We start from the raw sequence: 15,126 nt of genomic DNA, 5'->3' as shown, positions 1-15,126 counted from the left end.
CCCACGAGCTCGGCGGTTCCGTCATCGGCCGCGGCGCCGAGCAGCACCGCGCCCGCCGCTCCGCCCCGCGTGGCGCCGGCCACCGTCGCCCCCGCGTCGTTCACCGGCCCGGCGGTCGACCGGTTCGGTACCGACCACGTGCAGGCCGCCTACGCCGAGATGGCCGAGTACCTGAACCAGGCGTCGTTCAACGAGGCCGCCATGCCGACGGATCCGGCGCCGACCGCGGAAGTGTTCGAGGGCCTCACGGCGTACATGACGCCGAGCATGGCGGCGGACTTCCGGGAGACGGTGCGCAAGGCGGTGTCCGGGGACGAGGACGCGGCGACCGACCTCAACAGCATGGTCTTCAACCAGATGGAGGGGCCCGGCAACGGCGGCCTCGAGTTCGGTGACGGGCCATGGGTCACCGATCACACCCTCGGCGACCCGCGAGCCGAGGTGAGCGATCAGGGCAACCTCGAGCTCATCGTGGTCGAGCACGCCACCGTGCACATCAACCAGGGCGGCGCCCCGGTGCTGGTCCCGATCACCAAGACGTCGACCTTCTACCTGGTGCCGGGCACCGCCGGCACCCACCCCTGGCTGATCGACGGCATCACCGGCCAGTGGGACACCGGCACCATCACACCGGACACCACGGCGGGCTGAGACGGCGGCCCGGCGCAGCGGGTGCGCGGTGACCTCCGCGGAGGAACCGCCCGGCGCGCGGTGCGACGAACCGCAGCGCGGATGCCGTGGGCCGCCGCCAGGTCCATCAGCTGTGCCCGGTGGGCCCGGATGGAGGCCCCGTCCAGCGACGCGGTGTTGACCATGCCCACGTCTTGCCGGATGTGGGCCACGCCCGGCCGCTGGGAGGCCGGAGACTCCGTGGGAGCGCCGACGCTCATGCGGCGGTGCGGCAGGCGGCAATGCGGCCCTCGCTGATCTGGGTGAACGTGATGCGGGCTGCCGGTGGCGGCTGCGCCGCCGGTCAGTGCCGCAGGTCCGCGGCGGTCGGCCGGGCCAGGGACAGCACCGGCGCGACCTCACCGCGGCGCAGCACGTCGATCGGTCGCGTGTGGCGCAGGTCGTGGATCCGAGCCTCTTGGGGACCGCCCCACCGGCGGCCTTGACCGCCTCCTGCCAGTAGCATCGGTGGAGGTTGCCGTGGTGCAGCGGGCCGTCCTCGAGCATGGTGAACATGAAGTCCTCGGGGCCCTTGCCGGCGACCAGCGGCCGCAGCGCCTCGACCAGCCGCGGCAGCAGCAGGATGCGGCGGATCGACGAGCGGGTCTTCGGCCGGCCGCGCTTGCGCGCCTTGCCGCGCCACTTGAGCGCCGCCCGGATGTCGACGTGGGGCCGCTTGGCGTCCAGGTGCAGGTGCTGCACCCACAGGCCGGCGGCCTCGCCGTAGCGGGCGCCGGTGCCGACCAGGAAGTCCAGCAGCGGCTGGAAGTGGACGTGCATCGCGCCGCGGAGCGCGGCGTAGGCGGCGGCGTCGTCGAGGAAGAACGTCTCCCGGCGTTCGTGCTTGGGCAGCCGGATCTCCTTCGCCGGTTGGTCTCCAGCCGCGCCGGGCGCTCGCCCACGGCCAGGTCGAAGCACTGGCCCAGGACGGTCAGCACGTTGTCGACGACCTTCTTCGACAGCAGCGCCCCGGCGATCGGCCGGCCGGCGTTGTTGCGCCGCTCCTTCTTGAGGATGCCGGTCATCCAGTCGTCGTCGACGTAGAGCGCACCGGCCGGCGCGTCGGCCGCGCGCAGCGGCCGGGTGCGCAGGATCAGCCCGATGCCGGTGCCGCCGAAGAACGGCAGCAGGTGGTTGCGGCCGTAGCCCTCGTAGAGCTTGTGGGTGCCCTCGTCGACGTAGCGGATCCTGGTCAGGAAGCGGGCCCAGAGCTCGTCGAAGGTCACTCCGGTCAGCCGGGGGTCGGCCGGCGCGGCGAGTAGCGGCGGCGGCCCGGCCGGCACCGCCGGCGGCACCTGGGGTGCCGGCCGCGGCACCGGGTCGGCCGGCGCCAGGCCGCGTTCGGCCAGGGCCGCGTCCAGCAGCGCCCACCGGGCCACCTTGTCCTCGGTGGCCATCACCTGGCGGGCGGTGTCGAGGCCGAAGTAGGCGGCCATGTCGATGAACTGCTGGGCGTCGGCGGGCGAGTAGCAGCGCTGGTAGGAGCGGGCGGGCAGGCCGCGGCCGGGCGTGTTGCGCCAGTACACGCGGTGCTGGCGGCCGCGCTTCTCGATCCAGGGGCTGGCGGGCTTGAGGGACATGGGGATGTGCTCCGTGCGGTCGGTCGGGAAGGACCGGCCGCACCGTCGGGAGCTGTCTGCGGTGCGCAATCGCCCCGCCACTGCCCCCCCGATCTGCCCCCCAGCGAGGGGGTAGCGGGCGTGATCTTGCCCCCCCAGCCGAGGCCGAGGAACGGGAGAGGCCCTGGTCAGCGAACCGACCAGGGCCTCTCACGTGGGGTGAGTGACGGGGCTCGAACCCGCGACACCCAGGATCACAACCTGGTGCTCTACCAGCTGAGCTACACCCACCGCGTGCACCCGGCAGCGGACCCGCGCCGGAGGCAGGGACGAGGATACCGGAGCCGGTCAGCTCCCCGACGCAGCCGGGGGTGCGTCGTCCTCCGCGGGGGCGGCCGGCGGCGTGGCGTCGGCCGCGGAGAGCACGTCGGCGAAGCCGGCGACGACCTCCCCGGCGGCCCGCTGCGCCTGCGACGTCGACGGGCCGGGGGCGTCGACGAACAGCGTCCGGCGGTAGTAGGCCAGCTCGCGGATCGACTCGACGATGTCGGCCAGGGCGCGGTGGGCGAGGCCCTTGGGCGGCTGGGCGAAGTAGACCCGCGGGAACCAGCGGCGGGCCAGCTCCTTGATCGAGCTGACGTCGACCATCCGGTAGTGCAGGTGGTCGTCGAGCTCGGGCATGTCGCGGGCGAGGAAGCCGCGGTCGGTGCCGATCGAGTTGCCGCACAGCGGAGCGGTGCGCCGCTCGGGCACCCACCGTTTCACGTAGGCGAGCAGCTGCTGCTCGGCCTCGGCCACTGTGAGGGTCGAGGCGCGCACCGCCTCGGTCAGGCCCGACTTCGCGTGCATCTCGGTGACGACGTCGGCCATGTCCTCCAGGTCGGCGTCGTCGGCGGAGATCACCAGGTCCAGGCCGGGGTCGAGGACCCGCAGCTCCGAGTCGGTCACGACGACGGCGACCTCGATGAGCTTGTCCCGGGTGAGGTCCAGCCCGGTCATCTCGCAGTCGATCCAGACCAGGTGCCCGCCGTTGTCCGCCACGTCGGCCGACCCTACGTCCCGTCCGTCCCGCATGCCTCGCGTGTCGGCCCACTACTCCATGCGCCACACCGGCGCCACTCGGGGGTCGGCATCGGCGACCTGCGCCGTTACGGTGGGGCCATCCCGTCAGCGAGACCAGGGAGTCCTCCCGTGCCCCACCCCGTCCCCGCCGCTCCCGCCGGAGCGGTCCCCCCGGCACCGGGCTCGCTGGCCGCCGGGCTGCGGCACCCCGTCGTGCTGCTGCGCTGGCTGTGGCGGGCGTACATGACGCCGGGCCGGCCCGGGCGCCCGACGGGGGAGACCGAGCTGCGCTGGATCTACACCGCCTGGCTCGGGGCCTTCCTGCTCAAGATGCTCGGCTCGTCCTGGGACGTCTCCTGGCACTTCAAGTGGCTGCGCGACGACCTGGCGCCCCCGCACCTGCTCAACTCCGCCGGCACCGCGGTGGTCGTCGCGCTGGTGGTCTTCCACAGCTACAGCGGCTACGGCGTCGACCGCCGGGCGCTGCGGCTCATGCAGTGGGGGATCGGCACCTTCCTCGTCGCCATCCCGGTCGACATCGTCAACCACCGCGTCAACGGGCTGGACATCACCAGCTGGAGCCCCAGCCACGCGCTGCTCTACATCGGGACGGCGATCATGCTGGCCGGCGCGATCCGCGGCTGGTGGCTGTACGCCGCGCCCGGCCGGGTCCGGACGCTGGTGTCGCTGGGCCTGTGGCTGTTCTTCGTCGAGAACGTCGTCTTCCCCAACCAGCACCAGGAGTACGGCGTCCTGTCGCTGCGCGCCTACGAGGCCGGGCGGACGACGGCCGAGCCGCAGCTGCTCGACTTCGCCGCCTCGCAGGGCCAGACCCCCACGATGTTCATGCTGCCGGTGCCCTCCTGGGTGCACCCGGCCTGGCTGGTCTGCGCCGGCCTGCTCTCGCTGGTCGTGGCGCGCAGGGTCGTCGGCCTGCGCTGGACCGCGACCGTCGTCGCCGGCACCTACCTGGCCTACCGCGCGGTGATGTGGGCCGGGCTGGTGGCGATGGGCTTCCCGCCGTCGGTGCTGCCGCTGGCCCTGCTGGCCGGCGCGGTCTGCGTCGACCTCGCGGTCACCCGCGGACTGCCCGGCTGGAGCGCCGCGCCGGCCACCGCCGTCGTCGTCTACGCCGCCGGCCGGCTGCAGGACGCCGCCGGGGTCCTGCCGCCGTGGAACTGGTCCTGGTGGTCGGTCGCGCTGGTGGTCGCGGCGTTCACCGTCCTGTGGTCGGCGGTCGACGTCGTCGGCCGCAGCGCCCGGTTCGCCGACTGGCGCCGTCCCGTCGAGCCGGGCCTCCCGGCCGCCGCCGCCCCGGCCGGCGGCGCGCCGTCCCGCTGAGGTGCGGGACGGGCCCGTCACCTGACGTAACGTCGGACGTGGCCGCCCGCCCGGACCCCGCTGCCGGGCCGCGCCCCGCGCCCTCGCGCGCGCCCGGCCTCCCCCCGACCCCCACCCGCCCCCGGAGGACGACGTGCTGGCCCTGACGCCCGTGCCGCCGCAGACGGCGGGGGAGCGTGCGCTCTTCGCCGAGCTGACCCGCTGGGACCGCGGCGGAGCCGTCCGGGGCGCCGTCGTGGCGTCGGTCCCGGTCGTCGACGGCCCCATGGAGCGTCGCCTGTCCGACGCCGTGGTCTTCGTCCCCGAGGGCCTGGCCGTCGTGCGCGTGGTCGAGGTGGTCCGCCAGTCCGGCGTCGTCACCGCGACCCCGGAGGGCTCCTGGACCATCGGCCCGGGCGCCGGCCCCGGCGAGGTGCTGCAGCTGGCCGGCGGCGGCTCGACGCCGCTGGACGGCCTCATGCGGGCCGGCATGGACGCCGCGGTCCGGCTCCGCCGGGCCGGGCTCGAGCCCGGCCGCATCGCCCGGCTCACCGTCCTCGCCGGCGACCTCACCGGCCTGGTCCCCGCCGACGGCGACCTCGGCGACGGCGACCAGGTCGCGCTGCTGGAACCCCGCTCGCTGCTGCTCGGCATCTCGCGGGCCGCCCGCTACGCCGGGGTGGACAACCCGCGGCTGTGGACCACCGCCGACGTCCGCGCCGCGCTGACCGCGCTCGGCCTCGAGGGCCGCGGGCCCACGGTCGAGGAGCTCAACGGCGAGGGTTTCCCGTACTCGCCCTACGTCCTGCGCCGGCGGGAGCTGCTCGCGCCCGCGGCGATGGCCGCCTCGGCCGCCTCGGCCGCCTCGGCCGCCTCGGCCGCCCCCGTGGCGCCACCCGCCCCGCCGGTCCCGGCGCCGGCCCCCGTGGCGGTCCCGGCGCCGGCCGCCCCGGCCGGCCCGCTCGTCGACCCGGTCGCGGCCGCCGCCGTCGCCGTCGCGGCGATCCGGGCCGACGAGGAGGCCGCGGCGCGCGCGGCGGCCGCCCGGGTGGCCGCTCCGGTCGCACCCGCCCCCGTCGCACCCGTCCCCGTCGCACCTGTCCCCGTCGCGCCCCCGCCGGTCGTGCCCGCCCCGGCACACCCGGCCACCGCGCGCTTCGAGACGCCCGCCGTCCAGTCCGGGGGCGGCGTCCCCGACGCCCCGGTCGCCGTCCCCGCCGACGTCGCCGACGAGACCGGCGGCATCGGCGGGCTGTTCGGCGACGCCGACACCGACGCCGGGCACGGGACCCCGCCGGCCGCGCCGCCCGCGGCTCCCGTCCCGGTCCCGCCGTCCCCGCCGATCCCGCTGGTGGGGCCGCGCCGCCGCTCGCCGGCCGCGCGGCGCCGGCTGGCGCTGCTCGCCGCCGCCGCGCTGGCCGTGGTCGTCGTCGCGGTGGTCGCGCTGGTGAGCCTCACCGGCGGCGGGGGCGACGCCTCGGCGGCCGCCCCGCCGAGCACGAGCACCCCGGCCCCCTCCCCGGGGGCGCAGGAGGCCGGCCCGCAGCCGGGCGAGCGCGCGGTCCTCGACGGCCTGGAGTTCGTCCTGCAGCGGGTGCAGGTCGACGACACCTGCGTCGGCAACTCCTACGGCGACGTCGCGGACTCCTTCGAGCGGACCGACTGCGCGGGCCTGGCGCGGGCGCTGTGGTCGACCGACGTCGACGGCCGGGCCGTGGTGGTCTCGGTGTCCACCGTGGACATGGGCGACACCGTCGCCGCCCGCGCCCTGCGCGACCTGACCGACCGCAACGGCAGCGGGAACGTCAGCGACCTGCTGCGCGAGGGCGTGACCTACCCGGGTGCGCCCGCGGAGCTGTCCGGCGCCGAGTACGCCAGCGCCGTCCAGGGTCCGGTGGTCACCGTCGTGGAGACCGCCTGGACCGGTCCCGGCGAGGGCGGCACCGCCGACCTCGACCTGGTCGCCGGCACCGGCCTGAGCCTGCCGATGCCCGACCCGTCCGCCGGCTGACGACCCCGGCGGCGACGCCGCGTCAGGCGGTCGCGGCCGCCTCGGCCATCGCGGCGAGCAGCGCGGCCGTCCGCGCGCGCGGCAGCCGGCCCGCGCTGTGCGGGGTGGAGTTGACCAGCCCGAAGACGGCGTGCGCGCGGGCCCGGCTGGCGTCGGTGCCCTCCTCGGGCCGCAGCCGGGCCAGCACCTCCACCCACACCTCGACGTAGCGGCGCTGCAGCCGGCGCACCGCGGCCGCGTCGTCCGGCGGCAGGGAGCCGAGGTCGCGGTCCTGCACGGTGATCAGCGCGGGGTTGTCCAGCGCGAAGTCCACCTGGAAGGCGATCAGCGCCCGCAGCTGCGCGACGGGGTCGGGACCGGCGGCGGCGACCCGCTCGCGCCCGCCGGCCAGCAGCCGCTGGCTGATGCCCTCGAGCATCTCGGCCAGCATCGCGTCCTTGCTGGCGAAGTGCCGGTAGATGGCCGGGCCGGTCACGCCGACCGCGGCGCCGACGTCGTCGACGCCGACCGCCCGCGCGCCGCGCTCGGCGAACAGCTGCGCGGCCGCCCGCAGGATCTGCTCCCGCCGGGAGGGCCGGGCGGCGTCGGCCGTCAGCGCCGAGTCGGGCTGGCTGGCGGTCACGCCGCGGATGCTAACGGCCGCGGTCTGGACCCCGATGTGAACCGTCGTTAACATCGCTGGGGAGCGGCCGGCCGACCGGAGCGGTCGCAGGCGGGCCCCGGGGAGGACCCCACCGGCGCCCCGGCACCAGGGAGCACACCGTGCTGGACTACCGGCTCGACGACGAGACCGAGGCCCTGCGGAAGACCGTCCGCGAGTTCGCGCTCGAGGTGGTGGCCCCGCAGATCGGCGGCTTCTACGAGCGCGACGAGTTCCCCACCGCGATCGTGCGGCAGATGGGCGACCTCGGGCTGTTCGGCCTGCCCTTCCCCGAGGAGTACGGCGGCTCGGGCGGCACCTACTTCGACCTGTGCGTGGCCATCGAGGAGCTGGCCCGGGTGGACAGCTCGGTGGCCATCACCCTGGAGGCCGGCGTCTCGCTGGGCGCGATGCCGCTCTACCGGTTCGGCAGCGAGGAGCAGCGGAAGCGCTGGCTGCCGCGGTTGTGCACGGGCGAGGCGCTGGCCGCCTTCGGCCTGACCGAGCCCGGCGGCGGCTCCGACGCCGGCGCCACCCGCACCACCGCACGCCTGGAGGACGGGCACTGGGTGGTCGACGGCTCCAAGGCCTTCATCACCAACTCCGGCACCGACCTCACCGAGCTGGTCACCGTCACCGCCGTCACCGGCACCCGGCCCGACGGCGGCAAGGAGATCTCCGCGATCGCCGTCCCGTCGGGCACCCCCGGCTTCACCGTGGGCCCGCGGTACTCGAAGGTCGGGTGGAACGCGTCGGACACCCGCGAGCTCTCCTTCAGCGACTGCCGGGTGCCCGAGGACTCGCTGGTCGGGGAGCGCGGCCGCGGCTACGCGCAGTTCCTCTCCATCCTCGACGAGGGACGCGTCGCCATCTCCGCGCTGGCCACCGGCCTCGCCCAGGGGTGCGTGGACGAGTCGGTGCGCTACGCCGGCACCCGCGAGGCCTTCGGCCGGCCGATCGGCCGCAACCAGGCGGTCCAGTTCATGATCGCCGACATGGAGGTGCGCGCCTCCACCGCGCGGCTGGCCTACTACCGCGCCGCCGAGAAGATGCTGCGCGGCGAGCCGTTCCGCCGCGAGGCCTCGATCGCCAAGCTCTACAGCTCCGAGGTCGCGGTGGACAACGCCCGCGCGGCCGCCCAGGTGCACGGCGGCTACGGCTTCATGAACGAGACGCCGGTCGGGCGCTTCTACCGCGACGCCAAGATCCTCGAGATCGGCGAGGGCACCAGCGAGGTGCAGCGGATGCTCATCGCCAGGGACCTCGGCGTCGGCTAGGCCGTCACGTCCACCAGCACCTTGCCGACGGCGCCGTCCTGCACGGCCCGGTGCGCCTGCGCCGTCTCCGCCAGCGGGAAGACGTGCAGCGGCAGCCCGGCGTCCTCGCCCACCCGCAGCGCGCCGTCGAGGAGGGCCGCGTTGACGTCCTCGACGCCGAGGACCTTGGCCCGCTCGGGCTGCGTGTAGACGAGCACGAAGTTCCAGCGGGCGTTGGGGCCCATCTGCGCGCGCACGGGGATGGTGACCTCGGCGCCGCCGTCGTCGGCGTACACCGCGACCGCGCCGTGCATGCCGACCACCTGCGCGTCGACGGCGGCGTTGCGGGCCGCCGACACCTCCACGACCGTGTCGACGCCCTTCGGCGCGATCTTGCGGACCTCGGCGGCGACGTCCTGCTGCCGGTAGTCGACGACGTGCGAGGCGCCGGCCGCCGCGGCCAGCTGCGCCTTGCGCGGGCTGCTCACCGTGGCGACGACCGTGGCGCCGGCCCAGCGCGCCAGCTGGATCGCCGCGTTGCCCACCGCGCCGGCGCCGCCCTGCACCAGCACGGTGCGCCCGGTCAGCGAGCCGGGGCCCATCCGGTCGGGCACGGACTCGCCGAGGGTGAGGCAGCGGTGCGCGGTGAGGAACGGGATGCCCAGCGCCGCGCCGAGCTCGAAGGAGGGCTTCGGGCCCATGGGCACCGCCTGACGGGCGGGCACGACGGTGTACTCCGCCGCCGTCCCCCAGGGGCGCTGCCAGGCCGCCTCCCACACCCAGACCCGCTCGCCGCGGATCGCGGGGTCCACGCCCTGGCCGACCGCCTCGACCGTGCCCGCGCCGTCCTGGCCGGGCACCTGGCCGCCGGGCCCGGGCTGCGCGTTGGTACGGGACTTCCAGTCGGTCGGGTTGACGCCGGCCGTCGCGAGCCGGACGAGGACCTCGCCGGGGCCGGGGTCGGGGGTGGGCCGGTCGGTCAGCTGCAGGACCTCGGGGCCGCCGGGCTCGGTGTAGGTGATGGCGCGCACCCGGCGGCCCTACCCCGCGCGGCGTCCCTGTTGCGTACGGCCCTGTTCCGATCGGGGCGCGGCGCGGTAGGGAGGGCGCGTGAGCGAGTCCGCGCCGGCCTGGAGCCGCGTGCTCCCGTCCTCGCTGCGGCGGGCCCGGCTCTACCGGCAGCACCACGGCCGGCTGCCGCCGTGGGGGGAGCCACGCACCTTCACCGAGAAGCTGCAGCGGCGGATCACCCGCGACCGCCGTCCGCTGCTGGCGCCGACCTGCGACAAGCTGGCCATGAAGGACCACTTCGCGCGGCGGGCGCCGGACCTGCTGCGGGTGCCGCGGACGTACTGGACCGGCACCGACGTCGCGGAGCTGGCCGGCGTCGACCTCGCCGGCCCGTGGGTGCTCAAGCCCAACCACTCGTGCCGGCGGGTGCTGGTGGGGGAGGGGCGCCCCGACGTCGCCGATCTCGCCGCGCGCACCGCCGGCTGGGTCGCCGAGCGCTACTGGCGCGACAGCGAGGAGTGGGCCTACCGCTGCGCCCGGCCGGGCCTGCTGGTGGAGGAGCACGTCGGGGAGCCCGGGGAGGTGCCCACCGACCTCAAGGTCCTGGTGTTCCACGGCGTGCCGCGGGTGGTCGGCGTGCACACCGGCCGGCGGGACGTGCACCGTGCGCGCCTGTACACCGCCGGCTGGGAGCCGCTGCCCTGGACGTGGGGCTACCCGCCCGGGCCCGACGTGCCGCGCCCGGCCTGGCTGCCCGAGCTGCTGGAGGCCGCGGCCGCGGCGGCGGCCGGCTTCGACATGCTCCGGGTGGACCTCTACCGGCACGACGGCCGGCTCTGGGCGGGGGAGCTGACGCCCTACCCGGGCGCGGGGCTGTCCCGCCTCGAGCCGGGGCTCGACGCGTGGCTGGGCAGCTGGTGGACGCTGCCCGCCGAGGTGGACCGGCCCCGCTGGCGCACCGCGGCGGCGCGCCGGTGTGGCGGTCCTCACCCCCCGGGGTGACCACCGCGGAACGGAACTGATCCGGAACAGACCGGCGGCCGATGGGGCCTCATGGAGCTCCCCGTCATCGGCCGACTCCGCCGCGCGCTGCCCGAGGGGCGGCCACTGCCGGACGAGGTCTGGCAGCGGCGGCACGCGTTGCTGCTGCGGCTGGCCGCGGTGCAGGCCGTGGCGATCGGCGTCCTCGCGGTGGCCCGGGGCTGGGCTCCGGCTGCGGCGGGCGGTGCCGCGCTCGCCGTCGCCTACCCGCTGTCGTTCAGCCTGCTGCCGAACGCCGGCCGCACGCTGCGGGCCGCGGGGGTGACCGGGAGCCTGCTGGCCGCCTCGGTGCTGTTCGTGCACGTCTGCGACGGGCTGACCGAGGCGCACTTCCACTTCTTCGTCGTCGTCGGCCTGGTGTCGCTCTACCAGGACTGGGTGCCCTTCGGGCTGGCCCTCGTGGTCGTCATCGGGCACCACGGCGCCGTCGGCACGCTCTTCCCGCACTCGGTGTTCGACCACGAGGCGGCCTACCGCGACCCGTGGCTCTGGGCGCTGGTGCACGGCGGGTTCGTGCTGGCAGCGAGCCTGGCGCACCTGTCCTCGTGGCGGCTCAACGAGCGGCAGGGGCTGCACGACCCGCTCACGGGGCTGGCCAACCGCACCCGCCTGCTGCAGACCACCGCCACGCTGCTGGCCCGCCGCACCGGCCCGGTCAGCGTGCTGTTCCTGGACCTGGACGACTTCAAGGACGTCAACGACACCCGCGGGCACGCGGCCGGCGACGTCCTGCTCACCACGGTGGGCGACCGGCTGCGGGCCTGCGTCCGGGACGGCGACGAGGTGGGCCGGCTGGGCGGCGACGAGTTCGCCGTCGTGGTCGGCGGCGGCGCCGACGAGGCGGCGGCGGTCGGCGAGCGGGTCCTGGCCGCGCTCGCCGAGCCGGTCGACGTCGGCGGGCGGCCGCTGGCCGTGCACGTGAGCATCGGCGTCGCCGACACCGCGACGGCGGGTGACCGGCGGCCCGGGACGCTGCTGCGCAACGCCGACCTGGCGATGTACCGCGCCAAGGCGCTGGGGAAGAACCGGCTGGTCCGCTACGCGCCGGGCATGGCCGAGGCGGCCGAGGAGGAGGTCACCCTGCTGCAGGACCTGACCGCCGCGGTCCGGGCCGGCCAGCTGGAGGTGTACTACCAGCCCACCATCGACCTCGCCGACGGCCGCACCACCGGCTACGAGGCGCTGCTGCGCTGGCAGCACCCGCAGCGCGGGCTCGTGCCGCCCGCGGAGTTCGTGCCCCTGGCCGAGGCGAGCGGCGCGATCCTCGAGATCGGCCGCTGGGTGCTCGAGCAGGCGGTCGGGCAGGCTACGGTCTGGACGGCGGAGGCCGGCCGGCCGATCGGCATCGCGGTCAACCTCTCGCCGCGGCAGCTGGCCGACGACGACGTCGTGGCGCTGGTGTCCGCCGTCCTCGCCGCGAGCGGACTGCCGGCGGCGCAGCTGACGCTGGAGGTGACCGAGGGCGTGCTGCTGCGCGACGTCGACCGCGTGGCCGGGCAGCTGCGGGCGCTGCGGGAGCTCGGCGTGCGGATCGCGATCGACGACTTCGGCACCGGCTACGCGAGCCTGTCCTACCTGCGCCGGCTGCCCGCGGACGTCCTCAAGATCGACCGCAGCTTCGTGCAGGACCTCGGCGGCGACGTCCGCTCGCGGGCGCTGGTGGCCTCCATGATCGAGCTGGCGCGCAACCTGCGGCTGGAGGTGGTCGCGGAGGGCGTGGAGACCAGCGAGCAGCACGCCGTCCTCGACGGCCTGGCCTGCTCGCACGCGCAGGGCTACCTCTTCGGCCGCCCGCTGCCCGCGCCCGCGCACGACCCCGCCCAGCCGGCGCCTCCCCGCGCCGTCCCCGCGCCGCGGGAGCCGGTACCGGCCCCCTGACCTGCGCGGGCGTCCGGGGGTGGTCGCGGACGGAATGGAACGGTCCCCTAACCTGTGCGCGCACCGTGACAGCAGTCACACCGTGCGTACACCCTCGACGATGAGGACGTCCGTGCAGCCAGGAACCCTCCCCGCCGTCCGCCGGCGCCGTCTCGGCGCCACGCTCGCCGTCGCGACGGCCCTGTCCGTCTCGCCCCTCGCGGTGGGCGCGGCCTCCGCCGCCCCGCCGCCCGCCACCAGCCCCACCGCGCCGGACCTCGGCGTGAACGTCACCGTGTTCGACCCGTCCATGCCGGTCAGCGAGATCCAGGCCGAGCTGGACGCGACCTTCGCCGCCCAGAGGGACGACGAGATGGGCACCGAGCGGTACGCCTACCTCTTCCGCCCCGGCACCTACGGCACCGACGCCCAGCCGCTGCAGATCAAGGTCGGCTACTACACCGAGGTCACCGGCCTCGGGGACTCGCCGTCCGACGTGGTCATCAACGGCAAGGTCGAGAGCTACAACCGCTGCCTCGACGGCGGTGGCACGACCAACTGCATCGCGCTGAACAACTTCTGGCGCACCGTGTCGAACCTGACGATCGACGTCAACGCCACCGGCCAGGACGGCTGCCGGCAGAGCGCCAACTTCTGGGCCGTGTCCCAGGCGGTCTCGCTGCGCCGGGTGGACGTCACCGGCGGCACCCTGTCGCTGATGGACTACTGCACCGCCGGACCGCACTACGCCAGCGGCGGGTTCATCGCCGACTCGCGGGCGGGCGCGGTCGTCAACGGCTCGCAGCAGCAGTGGCTGACCCGCAACAGCACGGTCGGCTCGTGGTCCAACGGCGTGTGGAACCAGGTGTTCTCCGGCGTCGAGGGCGCTCCCGACGACGCGACCTTCCCGACCCCGCCGTACACCACGCTGGACACCACCCCGGTCAGCCGCGAGAAGCCGTTCCTGTTCCTCGACGGCGACGGCCGGTGGAACGTCCGCGTGCCCGCCGCCCGGCAGGACACCCGCGGGGTGAGCTGGGACGAGGGGACGACGGCCGGGCGGACCATCCCGATCGGCGAGTTCCTCGTGGCCACGCCGTCCACGCCCGTCCAGCAGATCGACAACCACCTCGCCCGCGGCGGCCACCTGCTGCTCACGCCGGGGGTGTACGACGTCGCGCGCAGCATCGACGTCAAGCGGCCCGGCACCGTGGTGCTCGGCATCGGGCACGCGACGCTGACCGCGGTCGGCGGCGCGGTCCCGCTGACGATCGCCGACGTCCCCGGCGTCGTCGTGGCCGGCGTGACGATCGACGCGGGCACCGTCGAGTCGCCGGCGCTGCTGCAGGTCGGCAACCCGAACGGCAACGGCGGGCGGTCCGACGCGGCCGACCCGACGACGCTGTCCGACGTCTACTTCCGCGTCGGCGGCCCGCACGTGGGCAAGGTCGACACCGCGCTCGTGGTCGACAGCGACGACGTCCTCGTCGACCACACCTGGGTGTGGCGCGCCGACCACGGCGTCGAGCCCGGCTTCACCCAGGGCGTCAACGGTGACACCGACCGCTGGCGGACCAACACCGGCCGGGTGGGGGCCGAGATCAACGGCGACCGGGTGACCGCGACCGGCCTGTTCGTCGAGCACTTCCAGACCCACAACACCGTCTGGAACGGCGAGCAGGGGACGACGGTCCTCTACCAGAACGAGCTGCCCTACGACCCGCCGTCGCAGGCCGACTGGCAGCAGCCCGACGGCACCCTCGGCTGGGCCGGCTACAAGGTCGCCGACGACGTGCAGCAGCACCGCCTCTACGGCGGCGGCGTGTACGGCTACCAGCGCAACGCGGGTCCGGGGATCACCACCGAGAGCGGCTTCGAGGTGCCGACGACGCCGGGCGTGCGGCTGCACCACGTGATGACCGTCCACCTCGACGGTCTCGGGATCATCCGGCACGTGGTGAACGACGTCGGCGGCCAGGCCGACGGCAGCAACCAGGGCCGGCCGCAGTACGTGGTCGACCACCCGGCAGCCTGACGCAGCGAGCCCGGTGGGCCGTCGCGGACTCCCGCGGCGGCCCACCGGTGCGTTCCGGCGGTCCCGGTGTCACCCGAGGCATCGGGGGGACGACGGTCGACAGGGTGTCGCGGCGTCACAGGCAGTAGGGACAGCCCGTGCCGCCGACGGCGACCGTGCGCACGCAGCGGAGCAGCGCGTGGAGACGGGTGCCCTTCGGCACCAGCGCGTGGGCACCGGCGGCGAGGGCCTCGAGTCGTGCCTCGCCGGCTTCCGCGGTCAGCACGACGACCCGGGCCTCGGGTCGAGCGGCGCGCAGCGCTTCCGTGGCCGCCAACCCGTCCATCACCGGCATGGACAGGTCCATGCACACGACGTCGGGATGCAGGCGTGCAGCGGCCTCCACCACCTGTGACCCGTCCTCGCACTCGCCGACGACGACGAGGTCGTCCTCCTCGGACAGTGCCTCCACCAGGGCCCTGCGCAGGTCCGGGTGGTCGTCGACGAGGAGCACGCGGATCTCGGCGGTGACGTCACCGACGTGGTCAGCTCCGGTCATCCGTGCACCTCCTGACCGTCCGGCGAGCACCCCGCGGTGGCCTGTCGGCCGTGGCACCTCGAACGGTGAGGCGACGATCCTGGGAGACGTCGGCGCTCACTGCAAGCCCGACGCGCTGCCCTCCTCG

At 75.4% G+C, this 15,126-nt stretch carries 12 protein-coding genes and 1 tRNA gene; 7 read left to right on the top strand and 6 right to left on the bottom strand.

The genetic code is table 11. The features are described from left to right. Window positions 1-69: 69 nt before the first annotated feature. The gene (locus tag ACI8AB_RS00775) at window positions 70-651 is read left to right on the top strand and encodes a hypothetical protein (RefSeq protein ID WP_456948566.1); all 582 of its coding nucleotides are present in this window, start codon (window positions 70-72) and stop codon (window positions 649-651) included. Window positions 652-1,028: 377 nt separating this feature from the next. On the opposite strand, the gene ACI8AB_RS00770 is transcribed toward ACI8AB_RS00775, so the two are convergent. From ACI8AB_RS00770 to orn, 3 genes are all read right to left on the bottom strand, one after another. Beyond that, complete coding sequence (locus tag ACI8AB_RS00770) at window positions 1,029-2,249, bottom strand: hypothetical protein (RefSeq protein ID WP_456948565.1); 1,221 nt, start codon at window positions 2,247-2,249, stop codon at window positions 1,029-1,031. 194 nt (window positions 2,250-2,443) lie between these two features. Further along, window positions 2,444-2,519: transfer RNA gene (locus ACI8AB_RS00765), tRNA-His, on the bottom strand. A gap of 57 nt (window positions 2,520-2,576) precedes the next feature. Then, entirely contained in the window at window positions 2,577-3,269 is a 693-nt protein-coding gene (gene orn / locus ACI8AB_RS00760; protein WP_387985600.1) for an oligoribonuclease, read from the bottom strand. 150 nt (window positions 3,270-3,419) lie between these two features. Between orn and ACI8AB_RS00755 the strand changes: the two genes are divergently transcribed. Together ACI8AB_RS00755 and ACI8AB_RS00750 are read left to right on the top strand one after the other, a co-directional pair. Next, entirely contained in the window at window positions 3,420-4,631 is a 1,212-nt protein-coding gene (locus tag ACI8AB_RS00755; RefSeq protein ID WP_456948564.1) for a hypothetical protein, read from the top strand. 133 nt (window positions 4,632-4,764) lie between these two features. Then, window positions 4,765-6,621, top strand: coding sequence for a hypothetical protein (locus tag ACI8AB_RS00750; RefSeq protein ID WP_456948563.1), 1,857 nt, complete (start codon window positions 4,765-4,767; stop codon window positions 6,619-6,621). Between the two features lie 22 nt (window positions 6,622-6,643). Here ACI8AB_RS00750 and ACI8AB_RS00745 read toward each other — a convergent pair whose 3' ends face one another. After that, window positions 6,644-7,243: an SACE_7040 family transcriptional regulator gene (locus ACI8AB_RS00745; protein ID WP_387985591.1), complete on the bottom strand. Its 600-nt coding sequence runs from the start codon at window positions 7,241-7,243 to the stop codon at window positions 6,644-6,646. 140 nt (window positions 7,244-7,383) lie between these two features. Here ACI8AB_RS00745 and ACI8AB_RS00740 point away from each other — a divergent pair, with 140 nt between their 5' ends. Continuing rightward, window positions 7,384-8,538 (top strand): acyl-CoA dehydrogenase family protein, encoded by a 1,155-nt coding sequence (locus tag ACI8AB_RS00740; protein ID WP_456948562.1) that lies wholly within the window; start codon window positions 7,384-7,386, stop codon window positions 8,536-8,538. Here the strand turns inward: ACI8AB_RS00740 and ACI8AB_RS00735 are convergent. Further along, on the bottom strand, window positions 8,535-9,548 hold the full coding sequence (locus ACI8AB_RS00735; RefSeq protein ID WP_456948561.1) for an NADPH:quinone reductase: 1,014 nt from the start codon (window positions 9,546-9,548) through the stop codon (window positions 8,535-8,537). The two genes, ACI8AB_RS00740 and ACI8AB_RS00735, sit on opposite strands and share 4 nt — an antisense overlap. 79 nt (window positions 9,549-9,627) lie before the next feature. Here ACI8AB_RS00735 and ACI8AB_RS00730 point away from each other — a divergent pair, with 79 nt between their 5' ends. From ACI8AB_RS00730 to ACI8AB_RS00720, 3 genes are all read left to right on the top strand, one after another. Beyond that, the gene (locus tag ACI8AB_RS00730; protein WP_456948560.1) at window positions 9,628-10,530 is read left to right on the top strand and encodes an ATP-grasp fold amidoligase family protein; all 903 of its coding nucleotides are present in this window, start codon (window positions 9,628-9,630) and stop codon (window positions 10,528-10,530) included. Window positions 10,531-10,581: 51 nt separating this feature from the next. Further along, window positions 10,582-12,447 carry a putative bifunctional diguanylate cyclase/phosphodiesterase gene (locus ACI8AB_RS00725; protein WP_456948559.1) on the top strand — a complete coding sequence of 622 codons (1,866 nt, stop codon included), beginning with the start codon at window positions 10,582-10,584 and terminating at the stop codon, window positions 12,445-12,447. A gap of 100 nt (window positions 12,448-12,547) precedes the next feature. Continuing rightward, window positions 12,548-14,461, top strand: a complete 1,914-nt coding sequence (locus ACI8AB_RS00720) for a glycosyl hydrolase family 28-related protein (RefSeq protein WP_456948558.1) — start codon at window positions 12,548-12,550, stop codon at window positions 14,459-14,461. Window positions 14,462-14,576: 115 nt separating this feature from the next. Here ACI8AB_RS00720 and ACI8AB_RS00715 read toward each other — a convergent pair whose 3' ends face one another. After that, window positions 14,577-14,999 carry a response regulator gene (locus tag ACI8AB_RS00715; protein ID WP_456948557.1) on the bottom strand — a complete coding sequence of 141 codons (423 nt, stop codon included), beginning with the start codon at window positions 14,997-14,999 and terminating at the stop codon, window positions 14,577-14,579. Between the last annotated feature and the right edge of the window lie 127 nt (window positions 15,000-15,126).

The sequence above is a fragment of the Geodermatophilus sp. SYSU D00698 genome (assembly GCF_054050335.1).
The sequence above is the reverse complement of the archived record's forward strand: the minus strand, read 5'-3'. Positions and strand labels throughout refer to the sequence as shown.